Origin of the sequence: Rhizobium mongolense subsp. loessense, assembly GCF_900099775.1 — a bacterium.
Lineage (GTDB): Bacteria > Pseudomonadota > Alphaproteobacteria > Rhizobiales > Rhizobiaceae > Rhizobium > Rhizobium loessense.
In genome coordinates, this window is record NZ_FMTM01000001.1 from 879,445 (window position 1) to 899,760 (window position 20,316).

Below are 20,316 nucleotides of genomic sequence, written 5' to 3' on the forward strand. Positions count from 1 at the left end.
CGAGGATGACGGACATAAGCGAGCGGGCCGCCCGAAAGGCCGCGGCTAAACTCTTTCGACCACCGTCGCCGTGCCCATGCCGGCGCCGATGCACAGCGTGACGAGCGCGGTATTGAGATCGCGGCGTTCGAGCTCGTCCAACACGGTCCCGAGGATCATCGCGCCCGTGGCGCCGAGCGGGTGGCCCATGGCGATGGCGCCGCCATTGACGTTCATCCGGTCGTGCGAAATGTCGAAGGCCTGCATGTAGCGCAGCACGACGGCGGCGAAGGCTTCGTTAAGTTCGAAGAGATCGATGTCGGAAAGCTGCATGCCGGTGCGCTTCAGCAGCTTTTCCGTGACGTCGACGGGGCCGGTCAGCATCAGCGCCGGGTCGGAGCCGATATTGGCGAAGGCCTTGATGCGGCCGCGGGGTTTGAGGCCCATCGTTTCGCCGCCGGCCTTGGAGCCGAGCAGCACGGCAGCGGCGCCATCGACGATACCCGAGGAATTGCCGGCGTGATGGACGTAGTTGATGCGCTCGACCTCCGGATGGGCCTGGATGCCGACAGCCTCGAAACCGCCCATTTCGCCGGGCATCTGGAATGACGGATTGAGGGAGGCCAGCGCCTGCATATCGGTGCCGGGGCGCATATGTTCGTCATGGGCAAGGATCGTCAGGCCGTTCTGGTCCGTCACCGGAATGACGGAATTCTTGAAGTAGCCCTTTTCCCAGGCATTGGCGGCGCGCTTCTGGCTTTCGACGGCATAGGCGTCGACGTCGTCGCGGGAGAAGCCGTATTTGGTGGCGATGAGATCGGCCGAGACGCCCTGCGGCATGAAATAGGCGGGGAAATTAACCGACGGGTCCATGAACCAGGCGCCGCCAGACATGCCAAGACCGACGCGTGACATGCTTTCGACGCCGCCGGAAATCACGATGTCATCGGCCCCTTGCGAAATCTTACCCGCCGCAAGGTTTACGGCATCTAGGCCGGAGGCGCAGAAGCGGGAGATCTGGATGCCGGGGGCGTGCGTCGAATAACCGGCCTCGAAGGCTGCGGCCTTGGGAATGACGGCGCCGGCATCCATCACCGGGTCGACACAGCCCATGATGATGTCGTCGACCGTCTTCGTGTCGAGCCCGTTGCGGTCGCGGATCGCCTCCAGGGTCTTGGCGGCGAGGCGCACGGAGGGCACCTCGTGCAGCGAGCCATCCTTCTTGCCGCGGCCGCGCGGCGTGCGGACGTGATCGTAAATGAAAACCTCGGTCATAGTCTCATCTCCCTATCGGCCGGGTGGCCGTTGAATTCTTTCTCTTCCCTTCTCCCCAGCCGGGAGAAGTGCCGAACAAAGCGAGGCGATAAGGGTCTCCGGCAAAGCCGGAGCCTGAAGGAAGCCACGCCTGCGGCGCGCCCCCTCAGCCGGTCCTTCGGGCTACCATCTCCCCGGCGGGGAGAAGCGGCAACTCAAATCAAAACGCTTCGGCGGGCAAGGTCATCATCGTCTCGGCGCCTGTCTCGATGCGGGCCCTGCGCAGCGCGGTTTCCGGCATGATGCGCTCCATGAAGAAGCGGGCGGTCACAAGCTTGTTCCTGAGATAGCTTTCGCGCGGCGTATCGCCGCTCGCAAGGCCATCCTCTGCGGCTTTCGCCATCTTCGCCCACATATAGCCCAGAACGACCAGACCGAAGAGATGCATGTAATCCGTCGAGCCGGCGCCGGCATTGTCAGGCTTTGCCATCGCATGCTGCATGAACCACATGGTCGCCGCCTGCACGTCGTTCAAGCCCTTCTTGAGGTTCTTGGTGAAGAAGGTCATCTTCTCGTCGTTGCGGTTCTCCTCGCAGAAATCGCCGATCTCCTTGAAGAGCGCCATGACGGCGCGGCCGCCGTTGAGACCCAGCTTGCGGCCGACGAGATCGAGCGCCTGAATGCCGTTGGCACCTTCGTAAATCATCGCGATGCGGGCGTCGCGCACGTACTGGCTCATGCCATGCTCTTCGATATAGCCGTGACCGCCGAAGATCTGCTGGGCCATGACGGCGTGATCGAAGCCCTTGTCGGTCATCACGCCCTTGAGGATCGGGGTGACGAGGCCGAGGATGTCATCCGCCGTCTGGCGCTCGGCATCGCTCGCGGAGCGGTGGGCGATGTCGGATTTCAGCGCTGTCCAGAGGAGGAACGCGCGGCCGGCCTCGTTGAAGGCGCGGATGGTCATCAGCGTGCGGCGGATATCTGGATGAACGATGATCGGATCGGCCTTTTTGTCCGGCGCCTTCGGGCCGGAGAGCGAACGGCCCTGGATGCGCTCGCGGGCGTAGTTCACGGCGTTCTGATAGGCGATTTCCGAGATCGAGAGGCCCTGCAGGCCGACGCCGAGGCGAGCCTCGTTCATCATCACGAACATGGCGTTCAGGCCGCGGTTTTCTTCCCCGATCAGGAAGCCGGTCGCCTCGTCGTAGTTCATGACGCAGGTCGCATTGCCGTGAATGCCCATTTTGTGCTCGATCGCGCCGCAGGACACGGCGTTGCGCTCACCCGGCGTGCCGTCGGCAGTGACCAGGAACTTCGGCACGATGAAGAGCGAGATGCCCTTGGTGCCTTCCGGCGCGCCCTCGATGCGGGCGAGCACGAGATGAACGATATTGTCCGTCATGTCGTGCTCGCCGGCGGAGATGAAGATCTTCTGGCCGGAGATCTTGTAGCTGCCGTCACGCTGCGGCACGGCCTTGGTGCGGAGCAGGCCGAGATCGGTGCCGCAATGCGGTTCGGTGAGGTTCATGGTGCCCGACCATTCGCCGGCAACCATCTTTGGCAGATAGGTCTGCTTCTGTTCGTCCGACCCGTGGACGACGATCGCCGCAATGGCGCCCTGCGTCAGCCCCGGATACATCATCAGCGACATGTTCGCCGCGGAGGTATATTCGCCGACTGCGGCATGCAGCGTGTAGGGAAGGCCCTGGCCGCCGAATTCCTCCGGCACGGCAAGACCGGTCCAGCCGCCTTCGCAATAGGTCTTGTAAGCCTGCCTGAAGCCCTTCGGCGTCGTGACCGAGCCGTCGTCCGCCCGCCTGCAGCCTTCCTGATCGCCGGAATAATTCAGCGGGAAGAGCACTTCCTCTGCCACCTTTGCCGCCTCGCCCAGAATGGCCTCGATCATATCCGGCGTCGCATCGGCAAAACCCGGCAGATTGTTGTAGCGCTCGATGCCTAGCACGTCGTTCAGCACGAACAGCGTGTCGTTAACCGGAGCCTTATAGACTGGCATTGTTCGAATTCCTCCAATTCGGCAACCGGACGGGACCGGCATTTGAGAGTCTCATACAAAATATTGACGTTTGCGTAAACGTCAAATTCTGCATTCGGGCAAATTAGTGGGAAAGAATCTTTACAGCTGTCGCATGACCTCGGCGTGAAACGTCCTTCGGCTGTCAAACAGTGTCAGCAAATAGACGAGGAGACTCTCCAATGACCAAGGTCAGCACGAATATCTGGTTCGAAAAGGACGCAAAGGAAGCCGTCGAATTTTATGTCTCTATGGTGCCTAATTCTTCCATTCAGCGCACGACCGTGGTTCCTGCAGATACGCCCAGCGGGCCGGAGGGCAGCTGCAAGGTGATCGAGTTCAGACTTGGCGATCAGGAGTTCACGGCGCTGGAAGCCGGGCCGCTCGATCCGCTCAACCATTCCTTTTCGATCGTCGTCGCATGCGAGACGCAGGCCGAGATCGACCGGCTCTGGGATGGCTTCCTGCAAAACGGCGGCGTAGAGGAGGCATGCGGCTGGCTTAAGGACCGCTGGGGGCTTTCCTGGCAGGTCGTGCCGCGCGTGCTCGGCGAGATGATGGCCGACCCGGACCGGGCCAAGGCGCGACGCATGACCGAAGTCATGCTGCAGATGGTCAAGCTCGATGTCGCGAAGCTTGAAGCGGCATTCCGCGGCTAGCGGGATGCCGGATGAGTGCGGCCAGCCGTAGTTCCGCCCGCTGCCCTATCGCGCAAATTTCTTCGCGCCAGCAACGCAGGCCACGACCGCCAGCGTGACAGCAAACATGCTTAGGCTCACCTTCTCATGAAGCAGCGCAGCCGCAAGTGCCAGGCTGAAGAAGGGCTGCAGCAATTGCAGTTGGCCGACGGCCGCTATACCGCCGAGCGCAAGGCCGCGATACCAGAATATGAAGCCGATCAGCATGCTGAAGAGGGAGACATAGGCAAGACCGATCCAAGACGTGCTTGCTGCATCCGGGAAGGACGGCGGCATGACGACGAGTGACAGCACGAGCATGACCGGCAGCGAGAAAACGAGCGCCCAGGAAATAACCTGCCAGCCGCCCAGCTTGCGCGACAGCCGGCCCCCTTCCGCATATCCCAGGCCGCAGACGATGATCGCCGCAAGCATCAAGAGATCGCCGACCGAGGATGCGGCATCCTCGCGCATCAGCGCAAAGCCGGCGACAATGGCGCTGCCGAGACAGGAAAACAGCCAGAAGACCGGACGTGGGCGCTCGCCCCCGCGCAGCACGCCAAAGACGGCGGTCGCCAGTGGCAGAAGGCCGATGAAAACTGTCGAGTGGGCCGAAGTGATATGCTTCAGCGCAAATGCGGTGAGCAGCGGAAAGCCGATGACCACGCCCAGAGACACCACAAGGAGCGAGACAAGATCGGTGCGGTCAGGACGCTTTTCGCGAAAGGCGAGCAGCAAGCATAAGGCAAGTATGCCAGCGATCGCGGCGCGGGCGACGGTAAGGAAGAGCGGATCGAAATTCGCAACCGCAACGCGCGTCGCCGGAAGCGATCCGCTGAAGATCAATACTCCCAAAAACCCGTTGACCCAGCCGCCTGTCCTGTCCATCGCCATGCTCCCGCGTTTTCATCGCTATCGACCGCAAGAGCTGGAACCGCCAGAGACAGTGCTATACAATCACCACAAACTGTTATGGATACGGATGCAGTACAGATGGATCAACAGTCGGCGAAGCGCGAGAGCGGCGGCAAGCGCATAGAAGGCGTCATGGCGGAAATCCGCAGCCGGATCGCAGCTCGCGGGCTCGTGCCGGGATCCCGCCTGCCCTCGGTGCGCGCCTTCGCAAAGACGATGCAGGTCTCGCCTTCGACTGTCGTGGAAGCCTATGAACGGCTGGCCGGCGAAGGCCTGATCCGTTCGCGGCCGGGTTCCGGCTTCTACGTTTCGAGCCCGCTTGCGCCGCTTACGCTTTCCGAGATCGGGCCGAAGCTCGATCGGGTGATCGATCCATTGTGGGTCTACCGACAGTCACTTGAAGACGCACCCGAACTGCTGAAGCCGGGATGCGGCTGGCTGCCGGCAAGCTGGATGCCGGAGGTAGCAATACGGAAGGCGCTTCGCGCGATCTCCCGCGGCGAAGGGCGGGTACTCGCAGATTATGGAACGCCGCTTGGGCTGCCGCAGCTAAGGCAACTGCTCTCGCGCCGCATGGGCGAGCGCGGCATTGCAGCAGCTCCCGACCACATCATTCTTACGGAATCGGGCACGCAGGCGATCGACCTTCTGTGCCGTTTTCTGATCGAGCCGGGTGACGGCGTATTGGTGGACGACCCTTGCTATTTCAATTTCCATGCACTGTTGCGCGCTCACCGGGCAAACGCCATTGGCGTTCCGATGACGCCCAGCGGGCCGGATATCGAGGCATTCGAGCGGGCGATCGACGAGCACCGGCCGCGGCTCTACATCACCAACTCATCAATCCATAACCCGACAGGCGCCACCTGTTCACCTGTTGTGGCACACCGCCTGCTGAAGCTTGCCGAACGCGCCGGCCTGACAATCATCGAAGACGATATCTTCGCCGATCTCGAGCATGAGCCGGCTCCTCGTCTCGCCGCATTCGACGGGCTGGAGCGTGTGGTCCATATCGGCAGCTTCTCCAAGACGCTTTCTGCCTCTGTCCGTTGCGGCTTCATAGCCACGAGACCGGACTGGATCGAGCCGCTCACCGACCTCAAGATGGCGACAAGCATCGGCGGCGGGCGGCTCTCGTCCGAATTGATCCTGCTGCTTTTGAAGGATGGCAGCTACCGCAAACATCTGGATGCACTGCGCGTTCGCCTTTCAAGAGCGATGGACGAGACGGCAGCGCGCCTTGCGCCGCTCGGCATCACGCCATGGATAAGGCCGCAGGCGGGCATGTTTGTCTGGTGTAAGTTGCCGGACGGCATAGACGCTGCCGATATCGCGCAAGCCTGCCTTGCCGACAACGTCGTCTTAGCGCCGGGCAATGCCTTCAGTCTGTCGCAGACAGCACGCAGTTTCCTTCGCTTCAATGTCGCCCAGTCGGATGATCCGAGGATATTCCGGTCGCTGGAGAGGGCGCTGAAGAATGCGGCGCGCAGCCCTGGCCTGCTGACTGGCAATCGCTGACTGGCAATCGCTGGCTGGCAATCGCTGGCTGAAAGCAGCGTTTGCTTCTGCGGGCGAACACGCTACATTTCGCTGGCTAACCGAAGAGAGCCCTGGGAGGAGCGATTTCATGAGACGGATGTGGCCTGAGGAGTTCAATTCCATCCTGGACGGCGCAGAGGAAGTGACGCTGACGCTGCCGGCGGTCGTCCATGAGGACGGATCGCCCAGCGAGGCGATCAGCAGGCAGGCCCTGAAAGTCCGCATTCCGATGGAGGATTACGAGCGCATCTGGCCATTGGCGGAAGCCCGCTACCGGCTCGGCGGAAAATTCGCCGGCAAGGCGATCACGCTGATCACCACCAATCCGCACTACCATGCCTGGCACCCGGCTGACGGCGGCAGTATCGAGAACACCTCCGATAGTGGCAGGCACTACAGGACGAATTACATCGTCGCGCATTTCCTGCTCGATGATGTGCGCGAGACGGCGGCCGCCTGACGCCGCCCCTTAAGCTTCGTCCAGAGCGAGCGCCAGATCGGCGATCAGATCGTCCGGATGCTCGATGCCGATCGACAGCCGGATGGTCGATTCCAGAACGCCGATGCGCTGGCGCACATCTGCCGGAACGCCGGAATGGGTCATCGCGGCCGGATGGCTGGCGAGCGATTCCGTGCCGCCGAGGCTAACGGCAAGCTTGAAGATCTTCAGCGCGTTCAGGAACTTGAAGGAGGCCGGCTGACCACCCTTGATATCGAAAGAGAAGGTGGAGCCGCCGCCCGTGCACTGCGCGGCAAAGGTGCGGCCGAGCGGCGATTCCGGATCGTGGTAGGGCAGATAGTGGATCTTGTCGACCTTCGGGTGGTCGCGGAGAAAATCGGCAACGGCGCGCGCATTGCTGTTAGCCCGCTCCATACGGATCTGCAGCGTTTCCAGCGAGCGCCCGAGCATCCAGCAGGAATGAGGATCGAGCTGCGTGCCGATCGAGCCGCGAAGCGCCTTCACCTGTTTGATCACCGCCTTGGGGCCGAGGACGGCGCCGGCGATGAGGTCCGAATGGCCGCCCACATATTTGGTCAGCGAATAGAGCGAGATATCCGCGCCATGTTCGATCGGGCGCTGGAAGACCGGGCCGAGCAGCGTGTTGTCGCAGACGAGGATTGGCTTGTGGTCCTGCGTTTTTCCAATCGCATCGGCGATGCGGCGGATCATGGCGACATCGACGAGGCTGTTGGTGGGATTGGCGGGCGTTTCGACGAGGATCACCGATACCCTGCCCTTCGACATAGCTTCTTCTGCAGCCGCTTTTACCGAAGCCTCGCTGACGCCATCGGCAAAGCCGACGGCGGAAACGCTAAGATTGAGGAAGGTCTTCGCCAGCAGCGTCTCGGTGCCGCCATAGAGCGGCTGCGAATGAAGGATCGCATCGCCGGGCCGGACGAAGGCAAGCAGCGTGGTCGCAATCGCCGCCATGCCGGAGGAAAAGAGCGCGCCGCTTTCCGTCCGCTCATAGACGGCGAGCCTGTCTTCGACGATCTCGCTGTTCGGGTGGTTGAAGCGCGAATAGACAAGGCCGGCACCCTTGCCTGCCGGCGGTTCGCGGCGGCCCGACACATAATCGAAGAAATCGCGGCCATCCTCGGCGGTGTTGAAGACGAAGGTCGAGGTCAGGAAGACCGGCGGCTTGACCGCGCCTTCGGAAAGCTCCGGATCGTACCCGTAGTTCAGCATCAGTGTTTCCGGATGCAGCGCGTGATTGCCGATATGGGTTCTCGAAGGGTGCGGCGCGGTCATTGACGGTCTCCTCAGGCCGATGGATTGGAACTGAAACAGCAAATTATATCAAATGCGGAGGCACGTTCTTGCTATTTGGCGCAGGAGGATGTCTTTGGAAGCAACTTCCTGCGGAGCAATCTGAAATATGGCGCAGAAAATTGCCGATGAGATGGACCGGCGTATCCTGAAGGAACTGACGGCCGATGCGCGGATCACCAACAACGAGCTTGCCGAGCGCGTGGGGCTTTCAGCTTCCGCATGTCTTCGACGGCTGCGGCGGCTGGAGGAGACGGGCGTCATAAAGGGCTACACGGCGTTGGTCGATCCGACCGCGGAAGGCTGGACGATGACCGCAATCGCCTCCGTACGGCTCAGCCGCCAGCACGAGGACGAGATCCAGATGTTCGAGACTGCCGTACGCAGCTGGGACGAAGTGCTCGAGTGCCATCTCGTCACCGGCTCGCGCGACTATGTCCTGAAGGTGATGAGCGCGGGGCTGGATCAATACGAGCGCTTCATCAAGGAGAAGATCGCGCGGTTGAAATGCGTCGATACGATTGAGACCAGCTTTGTGATGAACACCATCAAGGAGCGGCGCATCTAGCTCGAAATGTGTGCCGATTTACCGAAAGATTAAAAAATTCTCACGGAAGTTAACGGCTTGTTTACCACGTTTCGTGAAAGGTGCGGGGTGAGCAGTGGTGATCCGCATTCCTTTTTCAAGTCTCGCGTTTACTTGGAGTGCCGCTACGCCGTTCAAGTTGAGAAAAGTCTAATAAACTGCTCTCCGGTGAACGGTCTCTCAAGCCAAAGGCCTGGCCCTGACGAGGGTCCCGAGCAGACGAAGCGAGCAGGAAGATGAACGGATCGCGATCCAATATCCCCCGGCATTCCGACAGAGCGTCGCTCGATGCGCTGAACCGCACGATCGAGGGGCTTGAGGCACGCATCGAAGGGCTGATGGGCAAGGGAAGCCGCGAGCCGAGACAGCAGCCGGCCGCCGCGGAGCGCGAAACCTACGGCAGACCTTACGAACCGGCTTACATGAGGCCGGAAGCGCGGCCTGACCCGCTCGCAGAAATTCGCGAGCGCCAGCGCACGCTCGATGCCGGTCGTGAACGCGCAGCCGCCGAACGTGCACTTTACCGCGAACCGGCATCGGCCCCGCGCATGCCGTCACCGCAGGCTGCACCTGCTTACGGTACCTCGCCCGACACGATGACCGAGATTGCCCAGGCGCTCGTCAACCTGCGCCAGGACCTGAAGCGCGACATTTCGGATGGCGTAGCGCGCGAGATGGATGCGCTGCGCACGGAACTGCGCGAGATCAAGACGAGCGCGCAGGACCGGCATTTCGCCGACGACATCCGCGAAGACATGGGCCGGCTCGCCCAGAGCATCAACCAGCTCTCCAGCCGTTCGGCTGGCCCGGAGGCTGCGGGCCTGCGAAATGAATTCGAAGAGCTGCGCTCACTGATGGACGGGCTTGCCCGCGAGGATTCCATCCGCCACATGGAACACCGCTGGGACGGCTTCGAGAACCAGCTGCATGCGCTGGACACGGCAGGCCTGCAGGAAGAGCTGGTGTCGCTCGCCTATCGGCTCGACGATATCAAGCGCCATATCGGCGGCATGGGCGAGAGCCCGGCAGTGCGCGCCCTGGAAGACAAGCTGATTGCGATCGCCACCGCGATGGAGCAATTCGGCAGCATGATCCAGCCACATGACCGCGCCATGGCCGAGCAGTTTGCCGCTATGGATATGCGCCTTGACGAGATCAGCCGTGCGATCGCGGCAAGCGGGCGCAGCGCGGCAAGCGGCGACCCGGCGCTGATGCATCGCCTCGAAGGCCGGCTGAATGCGCTGGCCGAGCAGATCGATATGGTGGGCCGCAGTGCGGAAAGCCACGCCCTGCCCGCCGAGGGCCTTGCCGACCGGCTGGAAATGCTGACGCGGCGCGTCGAGGAACTCGCCAATACCAAGGCGACGGCACGCCTCGACGAGCGGCTCGAGCAGCTTTCCTTCATGCTCGAGCGGGCCCACAAGACGGTTCCGCAGGCAGATCTCAACGGCACGCTCGCCGACATCTCCCGCAAGATCGACGCCCTGGAAAGCGGCGCAGTCAACGACGCGCTGGCGGAACGGCTGGACTATCTTGCGCGCCGCATCGACCAGATGGACGTGCAGCCTGCGCCTGGCGCGGCTACCGATGACGGCGCATTCCGCCGCATCGAGGGGCGCCTCAGCGACATCGCGGCACGCCTCGAGGAAAGCACGGCGGCGCCGCCGACGGATTCGCGAGCCCTGAAGAACCTCGAAGACCAGATTGCCGGTCTTTCAGCGCTGATGAACACGCCGCGCGCCGGCGGTGACGGCATTCCCGTCGAGCTCGACCGCCGCATGGGCGCGATCGAAGACTATATGGCGACCAGCGACGAATACATCATCGAGGCGGCCCGCCAGGCGGCCGAAGCCGTCGTCGAGGCCTATTCCCGCAACGGCGGTCTTCAGGTCGGCGGAGTTCCAGCCGCCGATATGTCGGCGCTAAACGCACTCGCCGAAGACCTGCGGCATCTGGAAGAGCTTAGCCGCAGCAGCGATGAACGCACGCACAAGACGTTCCAGGCGCTGCACGAGACGCTGGTGCAGATCGCCGACCGGCTGGACGACATGGAAACCCGCAGCCGTCCGACCGCACGAATGCCCGCCGCAAATGCCGATTTCGAGATCGATCCTTACGCGCTGGTCCCCGCCGGTGCCGAGGAAAGCGAGACGCAGGCCGTGTTCGGCCAGAAGGGTACCTCGCCGCTCCTGCGCACGGCGGAAAGCGTCAACGAGCCTGCCGTGCCTGCGCATGTTGTGCCTACGGCCGATACGAGCGCGAGCGCAATCGAAGCCGCAACCAATCCCGCTCGAGCCGCCACGACCGCAAAAGGCAGCCTGCTTGCAGCACTCGGCAAGCGGCTGATTCCGGGCAAGAAGACGGAGAAGGCCAAGGCTGTCGAGCGGACCGTCATCGATCCCGCGCCGTCGATCGATCCGGTCGACCTGATGCCTGGCGAGGAAGCATCGAACGAGCCGCTGGAGCCAGGCTCGGGCGCACCGGACGTGAAGAAGATCCTGGAGCGAGTGCGCGCCAGCCAGGCCGCGGCACGCAACAATCCGAAACCGGCAACGGAAAACGAGCGCGCCGACTATATCGCCGCCGCCCGCCGCGCAGCCCAGGCCGCCGCCATGGAAGCCGATCCAAAGGCCCAGCCGGTCAAGGCGGAGAAGAAATCCAAGGCGCCAAAGCCTGCCGGCGGCGCCAGCGCCTTCAGCCGCTTCCGCCGTCCACTTCTACTTGCTGCAGGCGCCGTGCTGCTCGCCATCATGGCGTTTCCCCTTGCCCGCACGCTGACCAGCGGTGAACAGGCGCCTCCGGCCGAAGTCTCGGTGCTTTCGGATGCAGCGCAGAACCCCGTTGCAGCCAATAGTTCGGCCATGCCGGAACAGAGTGTGGAAGCAACCGCAGCCGCCACTTTGACGGAATCCGCAGAAACCGAGGCCGCAACGCCGCCCGCCTTAGGGACGGCACAGACCGAGCCCGAAGCCATGCAGCCCGCACCAGCCGGTCACCTGACCGACGTCGTACCGCTCGACGGCGAAGGTGCCTCGACGCTGACGCCAGGCGCACCGGCACAGGACGCTGCAGCGTTTTCGCCCAAAGATGTTCCCGCTTCCACGAATGCCTCGCCCGCGGTACCTTCCATATCGGTGCCGGACACTATTCAGCCGCAGGCGCTTGCAGACGCCGCCCGCAACGGCGACCAGCTCGCGCTCTTCGAGATCGGCGCACGCTATACCGAGGGCCGTAACGGCCTGGCGGCCGACCAGGCGCAGGCCGCAAACTGGTATCAGCTTGCCGCCGACAAGGGCTTTGCTCCGGCGCAGTACCGTCTCGGCAGCATGTACGAGAAGGGGACCGGCGTCTCGCGCGATATCGGCAAGGCCAAGGCCTTCTACGAGCAGGCCGCCAATCAGGGCAATGCCAGCGCCATGCACAATCTGGCCGTGCTCTACGCCTCCGGCGCGCTCGGCGAGCAGGATTACACGGCCGCAGCAAAATGGTTCACCAAGGCCGCCGATCTTGGTATCACCGACAGCCAATTCAACCTGGCGATCCTTTGCGCCCGCGGCAACGGCGTGGCGCAGGACCTCGGCGAAAGCTACAAGTGGTTCGCCATCGCCGCCCAGGGCGGCGACAAGGACGCCAGCGCCAAGCGCGACGAAGTGGCAAAGGCGATGAAGCCCGCCGACCTTGAAAGGGCACGGGCTGCAACGAGCGCCTGGAAGCCGCAGCCGCTCGACAACAAGGCCAACGGCATCGAAATCCCGGACGGCTGGGCGAGCAACGGCACGAAGACCTCGACCGTCGATATGAAGAAGGCGATCCGCAACATTCAGGCGATCCTCAACAACAACGGTTTCGACGCCGGCCCGCCGGACGGCGAGATAGGCGCGAAGACGACCGCCGCGATCAAGAGCTTCCAGAAGTCGGTCGGCCAGGAGCCGAGCGGCAGGATCAACGACGACACGGTAAAGGCGCTCCTGGAGCGCAACGCCAAGAACACGACAAAAGCTTGACGGAAGGACAACGAAAGCGTTCGAAACTGATCGGGATTGAGCACTGCTTCTACGTCCGTCAGCTCACGGGGCCGTCGATCGAGAGCAATCGCCAAGGAGCGTGATACGCGTCAGATATTTGCCTGAACAAATCCGGCTGAGGCAACCGGACGTTAACAAGATTCTCCCTGACGTCGGCGAAGAACTGCGGCTCTTGTGGCATTTTCCTATACCGCAATTTTGAACGACCCTTTGCGTCCGCCGCAAAAGGGTCGTTTTGCTTGTGGAATTTCCCGGCGCGATTTGATCACCAATGGGGGATTCGTGAATATTCAGCGGGCCGAAGTGCCCTATTTCAGCCAATGGGAAACGCCCGAGATGACGCTGCCGGTCATGGCGGAGGGCTCTGCGGCGCTCATGCGCGATCCGTTGTGGCGGCATTCCGGCGCGCAGACGATCGAGGAATATGCCCGCTGGGCCGTCAATGTCTGCGGGATGGCCTGCCTGAAGATGATCCTTGCCGCGCGCGGTGAACACCATCCGACGCTCGATCTTGCCCGCAGCTGCGCGGCCTATGGCGGCTATGTCGTCAATGAGGCCGATGCCTCGATCAAGGGGCTGATCTATGCGCCTTTCGTCAAGTTCGTCACCGAACGTTTCGGGCTATGCGCGGAGACAATGACGAATGTCGATACGGGCGCCATTCCCGAACTTCTTTCGAAGCGGCAGTTCTTCATCGCCTCGGTGCATCACGCAATCCGCTGGCCAGAACGTGAGCCGCCATCGAAGGGCGGCCATCTGGTGCTGGTGACGGCCGCCTCGCCCGAGGTCATCCGCTTCCACAATCCTTCAGGACACAATCCCGAAAGCCAGGCGCATGTGACGCTGCCGCTTGCCGTCTTCGACCGCTTCTTCGCCAACCGCGGCATCGCCGTCGGCTTCTGAGCCTTTTCAACACCAAGTCATGCCGGAGAATTTACATGATCGAGGCCTCAAACAGACTGCGCATTGCCGTGCTCTTCGGCGGACGCTCGAGCGAGCACGATGTCTCGGTGCTTTCGGCTACGAATGTGATGCGCGCGCTGGAGCCTCAAAAATACGACGCCATTCCTGTCTTCGTCACCCGCGAAGGACAATGGCTGTTGAGCAGCTTCGACGATGGTGCGCTTGCGAAACCGGAAAGGGGAGCCGAGGTCTGCCTCGTACCGGGCGGACGCGGACGTATGTTTGCAATTCCCGCTGGCGGATCGGCTTACGAACTGCCAACGATCGACATCCTCTTTCCGGTCCTTCACGGCCTGCATGGCGAGGACGGATCCGTGCAGGGCCTTGCGCAGGTTGCCCGCGTGCCCCTTGCCGGCTGCGGCATTCTCGGATCGGCGACCGCGCTGGACAAGGACATCGCCAAGCAACTTATGAAGGCGGCCGGGGTGCCGATCGCCCGCTCCGTGACAATTCACGAGGGCGCACAGCCTCCCTTCGCCGCGCTGGAAAACGAACTCGGCCTGCCGCTCTTCATCAAGCCGGCGCGGCAGGGTTCATCGGTCGGCGTCAGGAAGGTCCATGCCAGCCAGGAATTCGACGGGGCGCTTGCGGAAGGCTTCCGGCACGACCGCAAACTGCTTGCGGAGGAGTTCGTTCGTGGGCGCGAGATCGAATTTAGCGTGCTGGAGGATACGGCAGGCAACCTCTTCGTATCACGGCCGGGCGAGATCGTGCCGGGGGAGAGCCATGGCTTCTACAGCTACAATGCGAAATATATCGATGAGAACGGCGCAGCGCTGAAAATACCGGCAGAACTGCCGCTGGAGGTCGAGGCCGGCATGCGGGATATGGCCGCAAGGGCCTTCAGGGCCGTCGGCTGCGACAGCATGGCGCGTGTCGACTTTTTCCTGACACCGGACATGCAATTCCTCGTCAACGAGATCAACACCATCCCCGGCTTCACCGATATCAGCATGTATTCCAAGGCAATGGCGGTAAGCGGCGTGAGTTATGCCGAAATCATCGACCGGCTCGTGGCGCACGGGCTGGCACGGGCCGGGCAGTGACGATGCGATAGCCCTCAGGCGCGGTTGTCGACTTGCCTTGCAAGCTGCTCGATAACCGTGCCCCAGCCATCGTGGGAGCCCATTTCGGCGTGCATGTTGCGGTCGGCGCTGTCTGAAGGACGAGAGAGCCATGTCGAACGGCTCCGCGAGGTCACTGATGCTGACCCGGCCTTCGCCTGAACGGCCGAGCACTGCACGGGGTGTCGGGTCCGCAAGCGCGAGAAAGATGCCGCTCAGCTGTTCTGAATGCTGATCCCTGAGGCTAAGTATCGCCGGAGAATACTTAGCGTAATGGCTAAGTATTCTCCGGCGAACAAAACTCCTCGCGCGCCATCGTCAAAAAATCTGAAAAAAGCCCAATTAATCGGAACTTATCGCTCGCGTAATGCGCGGATCGCATGTCGTTTATCGAAAGCCTCTGGCAACGATTTCACCGTATGATGCGCCATTCGAACGGGACGCAAGATACCTGCCCGGCGGGGCAGTTCATAATTCGGGGTCGGCTGTGACAATCTATCTGCCCATCGCAGAATTGTCGGTGAACATCTTCATCATCCTCGGCATGGGTGCGGCCGTCGGCTTCCTGTCCGGCATGTTCGGGGTCGGCGGCGGCTTTCTGATCACGCCGCTCCTCATCTTCTATAACATTCCGCCCGTGGTTGCCGTGGCGACCGGCGCAAACCAGGTTGTCGCTTCCTCGATCTCCGGCGCGATCACGCATTTCAGGCGCGGGACGCTGGACGTCAAGCTCGGGAGTGTATTGCTTGTCGGCGGTCTTGCGGGGGCGACGATCGGCATCTGGATCTTCTCGCTGTTGAGACGGGTCGGTCAGCTCGATCTCATCATCTCGTTGATGTACGTCATCTTCCTCGGCGCCGTCGGCGGGCTGATGCTACTCGAAAGCATCAACGCCATGCGTCGGGCGGCCAAGAACGTACCGCCGACACCGCGCAGGCCCGGACATCACCACTGGGTTCACCGCCTGCCGCTGAAGGTGCGGTTCAAGAAATCGAAGATTTTCCTCAGCGTCATCCCGATCGTCGCGCTCGGCTTTGGGATCGGCATCCTGACCTCCATCATGGGCGTCGGCGGCGGCTTCATCATGGTGCCGGCGATGATCTACCTGCTGCGCATCCCGACCAATGTCGTCGTCGGCACATCGCTGTTCCAGATCATCTTCGTGACCGCCTACACAACCGTGGTGCAGGCTGCGACGAACTTTTCCGTCGATATCGTGCTTGCCTTCATCCTGATGGTGGCCGGTGTCGTCGGCGCGCAATACGGCGTGCGCGTCGGCCAGAAACTGCGCGGCGAACAATTGCGGGCGCTGCTCGGGCTACTGGTTCTCGCCGTTGGCATCCGCCTGGCGGTGGCGCTGGTCGTGACGCCCGCGGACATCTATTCCGTCGTGATGGGGGCGTACTGATGAAGCGGCTGCGCCTTTGCCTTTTCGGTCTCTTCTGCCTGCTGCCGGGGATTGCCGCAGCGCAGATGCTGCTGCCGGGACAGAATTCCGAAGAAGAGCGCGAGGGGCTGGAGATCGGCACGTCCAGTAGCGAAATCGCCATCACGTCCGATTTCCGCGGCGCGGACCTGACGATCTTCGGGGCGCTGACCAATACCGACAACCTTTTGCTTGCTGTTGGCCAATACGACGTCGTCGTCGTTCTGGAGGGGCCGCGCGAAGATGCGACGGTGCGCAAGAAGGAACGCGTCTTCGGCATCTGGATCAATACCGACTCGATGACGTTCGAGGGCGTGCCGCATTCCTATTCGATGTCGAGCTCGCGCTCGATCGACGACGTCGTGACCCCGCTCGACCTCACCGATCAGGGGATCGGCATCGACCATATTCCACTGACGCCCGTCGGCTTCGTCGGAGACGGCAGCAGCCTCGGCGAGTTCCGCACCGCATTCCGGCGGCTGCAGCAGACCGGCGGGCTCTACGAGCGCGACCCGACCGGCGTGCGCTTCGTCAGTTCCAATCTTTTCAAGGCAAGCCTTCGCCTGCCGGCCAACATTCCGAACGGCGTGCATACGGTGCGTGCCTATCTCTTCAAGAGCGGCGTGTTCGTGACGCAAAAGTCGGTGCCGCTGCGCGTCATCAAGACCGGTATCGAGCAGATGCTCACCGATGCGGCTCATGAACAGCCGATTCCCTACGGCATGTTCGCCGTGTTCCTGGCGATCGTGACCGGCTGGGGCGCAAGCATCGTCTTCCGCAAGGATTGATCAGGCGGACTTTTTCTTTTTTGCAAGGACGTCGAGATAGGCTTCGGTCAGACGGCCGAGCACCGAGGGCGTTCCCGGTGGCAGTTGCTTGCCCAGGTGTTTGGCCCGCAATTCATCCATGAAATCCTCCCAAAGGCTCAGGCCGCCATTTTCCAACAACTCGGCGCGAATGGAGAGCTCTTCAGACACCGGCAGATGCCTGCGGCCCCACGCGCCCATATGGGCAAAGAGCGGCACGAGGTCGATCGCCATTTCGGTGAGACTATAGATGGCTTTCTGCTTATGCGTGGGATCGTCCTCCCGGGTGAGCAAGCCCTTGTCCACGAGGCGGCGCAAGCGGTCGGCAAGGATGTTCGAGGCGATGCGCTCCTGCGAATTCTGCAGCAGCTCGCGGAAGTGACGGCGATTGCCGAACATGATGTCGCGAATGACGATCAGGCTCCATCGGTCGCCGAGGATTTCCAGCGTCAGATTGATCGGGCAGCCGGAGCGGTGAAGGTCGTCCATTTCTCATTCTCCTAAAAAAACCACTTGCATTTTGCCATCGGTTTATCTAACTTTCAACCAGTTGCTGATTGCAACCGGTGCTGTTGGTATGGATTGACTATCGGATGGAGGAAATCGACATGAGAAAGCTTGTTGTCTGGAATCTGATGACACTCGACGGCTACTTCGAAGGCACGAAGCCGTGGGACATCGACTTCCACAATCTGGTCTGGGGGCCGGAACTGCGGAAATACTCCGAACAATTGGGCGAGGAAGGCGACCTGCTCGTATTCGGTCGGAAGACCTACGAGGGCATGGCCGCCTATTGGCCGACGGCGGAAGACGATGACAACATCAAGCAATACATGAACAACACCGCAAAGATCGCCGTGTCGCGGACGATGAAAGAGCCGGGCTGGAACAATGCCCGCATCGTCAGCGATCCGGTTTGCGAGCTTCAAAGGCTCAAGGAGCAGGACGGCAAAACGATTTTCATCTTCGGCAGCGCCGAACTCTGCGACGCGATGCTGAAGGCCGGTCTTGTCGACGAGATCCGCATCTGCCTGGTGCCGGTGGTTCTCGGCGCGGGCAATCCGCACTTCAAGGCGGCGACGGCGCAACGACCGCTGAGGCTGCTGGAAGCGACACCGTTGAAGACCGGCGCGGTGATCTTGCGTTACGAACCGGCGAGCGCAGCCTGACGCCGACATTCGCGACAGTTTGATGCAGATCAACGTGTTAGGCTGGTTCCTCCGTCAATATGCGAGCGTTGAAGGAGGAGCCAGCCCATGCACAAACACATTCTCATCCCGACCGAAGGTTCGCAGCTTTCCACCGATGCGCTTGAAAAGGCGCTTGCCTTTGCCAAGGAGATCGGCGCCAAGGCAACGGTCCTGACCGTCGTCGAACCGTTCCATATCTTTTCCACGAATATCGATCAGCTGGAATCCACGCGCGAAGAATATGGCCGGCACAGCCAGCAAGCAGCAGACCGGATCCTGGCGGATGCGGGTGCCCGGGCCAGTACGCATGGCGTCGATTGCCATACGACCCAGGTGACCAGCCACGAACCCGCGAAGGCCATCATCGACACAGCCGCGCAGCGCGGCTGCGACCTGATCGCCATGGCATCGCACGGACGCGAAGGCTTCACCGCATTCATGGTCGGCAGCGTGACGATGAAGGTGCTCGCCCATTCAAAGACCCCGGTTCTGGTCTACCGCTGATGAGACCCGGCGCTTGCGGCAGCGGGGCAAGCCTCGGTGCGGAGTGCTTGTTCGCCTTTGACTAAAAACCGAGTGTTAAGATTTACGAGTTAGTAATCTCTCGAAAACGAGAGGTTCTGTTTTGCGTACCCGTACTCTTCTCGCCCTGGTGTTGCTGGCGCTCGCTGCTGGCTGCGCCACGGCGCCTCGCCAGACCAGAAACATCTGCGCTGTCTTCGAACAGCGCAACGGCTTCTTCAGCAACTGGCAGCACGCGGCCGAGCGCGCCGAGAAGAAATACGCCGTGCCGGTGCCGATCCTGATGGCGACGATGTATGTGGAATCCGGTTTCCAGCCGAACGCCCGCCCGCCGCGCACGAAGCTTTTTGGCTTCATTCCCTGGACGCGTCCGTCGACCGCCTACGGCTATTCGCAGGCGCTCGACGGCACCTGGGACCACTATCAGTCGGCGACCGGCAATTGGGCTGCGCGGCGCACCAATTTCGCCGACGCGATCGACTTCATCGGCTGGTACCACTACAGCAACAGCCAGGCGACGGGCATCCAGCTCAACGACGCCTATAGGCTCTACATCGCTTACTATTCGGGGCCGAAGGGTTACAAGCGCGGCGACTGGCGCTCGAATGCGCAGTTGCAGAAGACGGCACAAAGGTTCGCCGATATGGCAGCGACCTATCAGCGGCAGTTGCAGGGCTGTAATTGAGCTCCGATTTCTATGGCGTGGTGGCCATTGTCGTCTTTCGGGGCTTCGCCCTTGGAGTAAGCGCAGCATTGTCTATCGAAAAGCAACGGCGGCGAGAGCCCTTATCCTGAGGTGCCAGAAGGGGCCTCGATGGACGAGGGCGGGCGCTCAACTTCAGCTGCGCAAATTCCCGAATCTCACCGAATAAATCCGATCCCGCCCCAGGAGATGAGCGACTAGGGACGACCTGTCGAACAGGCCCGTCAACGCCTTGTGGCCGAGATCCAGTCCGCCGGTCAAGACGCCGAAGGCGGGCATGAGGAGGCGGGCCCCGTCGGTGGCAAAGCAGGGGCGGCGGACGGCTTTTTCCCGGCGGCGGACGGTGGCTGCGGGGTGCAGGTGACCGGCGATTTCACCGCTCTGCAGCCCGCCTTTCGGCTCATGACGGAAGGTCAGGCCGGCATAGTGCATTTCATCGACCGAAGAGCCGGGCAGATCGACCGTGCCGTCGGGGTCGTGATTGCCGTTGATCCAGATCCATTCGCGGCCGCGGGCCATGTTGTCGATCAGGGAGCGGAAAGTATCCGGTAGATGCGCTGAGCCGACGCGGTCGTGGAAATTGTCGCCGAGGGAGACGACAAGCTTCGGATTGTAGCGGGTGATGACGGCGCAGAGCACGGTCAGCGTCGCCAGCGTGTCGTAGGGCGGCAGTAGCATGCCGCGACGGGCGAAGGCGGCACCCTTTTCGAGATGCAGGTCGGAAACGACGAGGATGCCGGCATCCGGCAGGTAGAGCGCGCCGAGCGGATCGCAGACGGCCGCAACGCCATGAACACTGGTTTCGACGCCCGGCATCGGAACCAATCCGTTCAATTCACGCGCAAGCGCCAGGCGGTTCAT

18 protein-coding genes and 1 pseudogene are annotated in these 20,316 nt (G+C 62.0%); 12 read left to right on the forward strand and 7 right to left on the reverse strand.

Annotated elements, in window-relative coordinates; all coding sequences use genetic code 11:
• Positions 1-45 precede the first annotated feature (45 nt).
• Together BLP23_RS04380 and BLP23_RS04385 are read right to left on the reverse strand one after the other, a co-directional pair.
• Entirely contained in the window at positions 46-1,254 is a 1,209-nt protein-coding gene (locus BLP23_RS04380; RefSeq protein WP_092583682.1) for an acetyl-CoA C-acetyltransferase, read from the reverse strand.
• Between the two features lie 199 nt (positions 1,255-1,453).
• Complete coding sequence (locus BLP23_RS04385; protein WP_092583683.1) at positions 1,454-3,250, reverse strand: acyl-CoA dehydrogenase C-terminal domain-containing protein; 1,797 nt, start codon at positions 3,248-3,250, stop codon at positions 1,454-1,456.
• 200 nt (positions 3,251-3,450) lie between these two features.
• Between BLP23_RS04385 and BLP23_RS04390 the strand changes: the two genes are divergently transcribed.
• Positions 3,451-3,927 (forward strand): VOC family protein, encoded by a 477-nt coding sequence (locus BLP23_RS04390; protein WP_092583684.1) that lies wholly within the window; start codon positions 3,451-3,453, stop codon positions 3,925-3,927.
• Between the two features lie 45 nt (positions 3,928-3,972).
• On the opposite strand, the gene BLP23_RS04395 is transcribed toward BLP23_RS04390, so the two are convergent.
• Entirely contained in the window at positions 3,973-4,833 is an 861-nt protein-coding gene (locus BLP23_RS04395) for a DMT family transporter (protein ID WP_092584266.1), read from the reverse strand.
• 105 nt (positions 4,834-4,938) lie between these two features.
• Between BLP23_RS04395 and BLP23_RS04400 the strand changes: the two genes are divergently transcribed.
• Both BLP23_RS04400 and BLP23_RS04405 read left to right on the forward strand, forming a co-directional pair.
• Positions 4,939-6,378 (forward strand): aminotransferase-like domain-containing protein, encoded by a 1,440-nt coding sequence (locus tag BLP23_RS04400; RefSeq protein WP_092583685.1) that lies wholly within the window; start codon positions 4,939-4,941, stop codon positions 6,376-6,378.
• A 109-nt stretch (positions 6,379-6,487) separates the two neighbouring features.
• Positions 6,488-6,859 carry a hypothetical protein gene (locus BLP23_RS04405; protein WP_092583686.1) on the forward strand — a complete coding sequence of 124 codons (372 nt, stop codon included), beginning with the start codon at positions 6,488-6,490 and terminating at the stop codon, positions 6,857-6,859.
• 9 nt (positions 6,860-6,868) lie between these two features.
• Here BLP23_RS04405 and BLP23_RS04410 read toward each other — a convergent pair whose 3' ends face one another.
• Positions 6,869-8,152, reverse strand: a complete 1,284-nt coding sequence (locus tag BLP23_RS04410) for a cystathionine gamma-synthase family protein (RefSeq protein WP_092583687.1) — start codon at positions 8,150-8,152, stop codon at positions 6,869-6,871.
• Positions 8,153-8,279: 127 nt separating this feature from the next.
• On the opposite strand from BLP23_RS04410, the gene BLP23_RS04415 reads away from it, so the two are divergent.
• The 4 genes from BLP23_RS04415 to BLP23_RS04430 all read left to right on the forward strand — a co-directional run bounded on the left by BLP23_RS04415 (position 8,280) and on the right by BLP23_RS04430 (position 14,790).
• Complete coding sequence (locus BLP23_RS04415) at positions 8,280-8,738, forward strand: Lrp/AsnC family transcriptional regulator (RefSeq protein ID WP_092583688.1); 459 nt, start codon at positions 8,280-8,282, stop codon at positions 8,736-8,738.
• Positions 8,739-8,992: 254 nt separating this feature from the next.
• Positions 8,993-12,760: a peptidoglycan-binding protein gene (locus BLP23_RS04420; protein WP_092583689.1), complete on the forward strand. Its 3,768-nt coding sequence runs from the start codon at positions 8,993-8,995 to the stop codon at positions 12,758-12,760.
• A gap of 309 nt (positions 12,761-13,069) precedes the next feature.
• The gene (locus tag BLP23_RS04425) at positions 13,070-13,684 is read left to right on the forward strand and encodes a C39 family peptidase (protein ID WP_092584267.1); all 615 of its coding nucleotides are present in this window, start codon (positions 13,070-13,072) and stop codon (positions 13,682-13,684) included.
• 35 nt (positions 13,685-13,719) lie between these two features.
• Positions 13,720-14,790: a D-alanine--D-alanine ligase family protein gene (locus BLP23_RS04430; protein ID WP_092583690.1), complete on the forward strand. Its 1,071-nt coding sequence runs from the start codon at positions 13,720-13,722 to the stop codon at positions 14,788-14,790.
• A 114-nt stretch (positions 14,791-14,904) separates the two neighbouring features.
• Here BLP23_RS04430 and BLP23_RS35195 read toward each other — a convergent pair.
• Positions 14,905-15,060 (reverse strand): annotated as a pseudogene (locus BLP23_RS35195) (transcriptional regulator); the annotation flags it as partial.
• Between the two features lie 235 nt (positions 15,061-15,295).
• Here BLP23_RS35195 and BLP23_RS04445 point away from each other — a divergent pair.
• Both BLP23_RS04445 and BLP23_RS04450 read left to right on the forward strand, forming a co-directional pair.
• Positions 15,296-16,216, forward strand: coding sequence for a sulfite exporter TauE/SafE family protein (locus tag BLP23_RS04445; RefSeq protein WP_092584268.1), 921 nt, complete (start codon positions 15,296-15,298; stop codon positions 16,214-16,216).
• Entirely contained in the window at positions 16,216-17,022 is an 807-nt protein-coding gene (locus tag BLP23_RS04450; RefSeq protein WP_039843867.1) for a TIGR02186 family protein, read from the forward strand. The genes BLP23_RS04445 and BLP23_RS04450 overlap by 1 nt, the downstream gene beginning before the upstream one ends.
• On the opposite strand, the gene BLP23_RS04455 is transcribed toward BLP23_RS04450, so the two are convergent.
• Complete coding sequence (locus BLP23_RS04455) at positions 17,023-17,529, reverse strand: winged helix-turn-helix transcriptional regulator (RefSeq protein WP_092583691.1); 507 nt, start codon at positions 17,527-17,529, stop codon at positions 17,023-17,025.
• A 119-nt stretch (positions 17,530-17,648) separates the two neighbouring features.
• Between BLP23_RS04455 and BLP23_RS04460 the strand changes: the two genes are divergently transcribed.
• The 3 genes from BLP23_RS04460 (at position 17,649) to BLP23_RS04470 (ending at position 19,437) form a co-directional block, all read left to right on the forward strand.
• Positions 17,649-18,209, forward strand: coding sequence for a dihydrofolate reductase family protein (locus BLP23_RS04460; protein WP_092583692.1), 561 nt, complete (start codon positions 17,649-17,651; stop codon positions 18,207-18,209).
• A gap of 87 nt (positions 18,210-18,296) precedes the next feature.
• On the forward strand, positions 18,297-18,734 hold the full coding sequence (locus BLP23_RS04465; protein WP_092583693.1) for a universal stress protein: 438 nt from the start codon (positions 18,297-18,299) through the stop codon (positions 18,732-18,734).
• 121 nt (positions 18,735-18,855) lie between these two features.
• Positions 18,856-19,437 carry a transglycosylase SLT domain-containing protein gene (locus BLP23_RS04470; RefSeq protein WP_022718280.1) on the forward strand — a complete coding sequence of 194 codons (582 nt, stop codon included), beginning with the start codon at positions 18,856-18,858 and terminating at the stop codon, positions 19,435-19,437.
• 153 nt (positions 19,438-19,590) lie between these two features.
• On the opposite strand, the gene pdeM is transcribed toward BLP23_RS04470, so the two are convergent.
• Positions 19,591-20,316, reverse strand: coding sequence for a ligase-associated DNA damage response endonuclease PdeM (gene pdeM / locus BLP23_RS04475; protein ID WP_092583694.1), 726 nt, complete (start codon positions 20,314-20,316; stop codon positions 19,591-19,593).

What these genes read in the sequence shown, in the direction of transcription:
- BLP23_RS04380 (WP_092583682.1), bottom strand. Translation starts at nt 1,254, where the DNA reads ATGACCGAGGTTTTCATTTACGATCACGTCCGCACGCCGCGCGGCCGC.
- BLP23_RS04385 (WP_092583683.1), bottom strand. Translation starts at nt 3,250, where the DNA reads ATGCCAGTCTATAAGGCTCCGGTTAACGACACGCTGTTCGTGCTGAAC.
- BLP23_RS04390 (WP_092583684.1), top strand. Translation starts at nt 3,451, where the DNA reads ATGACCAAGGTCAGCACGAATATCTGGTTCGAAAAGGACGCAAAGGAA.
- BLP23_RS04395 (WP_092584266.1), bottom strand. Translation starts at nt 4,833, where the DNA reads ATGGACAGGACAGGCGGCTGGGTCAACGGGTTTTTGGGAGTATTGATC.
- BLP23_RS04400 (WP_092583685.1), top strand. Translation starts at nt 4,939, where the DNA reads ATGGATCAACAGTCGGCGAAGCGCGAGAGCGGCGGCAAGCGCATAGAA.
- BLP23_RS04405 (WP_092583686.1), top strand. Translation starts at nt 6,488, where the DNA reads ATGAGACGGATGTGGCCTGAGGAGTTCAATTCCATCCTGGACGGCGCA.
- BLP23_RS04410 (WP_092583687.1), bottom strand. Translation starts at nt 8,152, where the DNA reads ATGACCGCGCCGCACCCTTCGAGAACCCATATCGGCAATCACGCGCTG.
- BLP23_RS04415 (WP_092583688.1), top strand. Translation starts at nt 8,280, where the DNA reads ATGGCGCAGAAAATTGCCGATGAGATGGACCGGCGTATCCTGAAGGAA.
- BLP23_RS04420 (WP_092583689.1), top strand. Translation starts at nt 8,993, where the DNA reads ATGAACGGATCGCGATCCAATATCCCCCGGCATTCCGACAGAGCGTCG.
- BLP23_RS04430 (WP_092583690.1), top strand. Translation starts at nt 13,720, where the DNA reads ATGATCGAGGCCTCAAACAGACTGCGCATTGCCGTGCTCTTCGGCGGA.
- BLP23_RS04450 (WP_039843867.1), top strand. Translation starts at nt 16,216, where the DNA reads ATGAAGCGGCTGCGCCTTTGCCTTTTCGGTCTCTTCTGCCTGCTGCCG.
- BLP23_RS04455 (WP_092583691.1), bottom strand. Translation starts at nt 17,529, where the DNA reads ATGGACGACCTTCACCGCTCCGGCTGCCCGATCAATCTGACGCTGGAA.
- BLP23_RS04460 (WP_092583692.1), top strand. Translation starts at nt 17,649, where the DNA reads ATGAGAAAGCTTGTTGTCTGGAATCTGATGACACTCGACGGCTACTTC.
- BLP23_RS04465 (WP_092583693.1), top strand. Translation starts at nt 18,297, where the DNA reads ATGCACAAACACATTCTCATCCCGACCGAAGGTTCGCAGCTTTCCACC.
- pdeM (WP_092583694.1), bottom strand. Translation starts at nt 20,316, where the DNA reads ATGAACCGCCTGGCGCTTGCGCGTGAATTGAACGGATTGGTTCCGATG.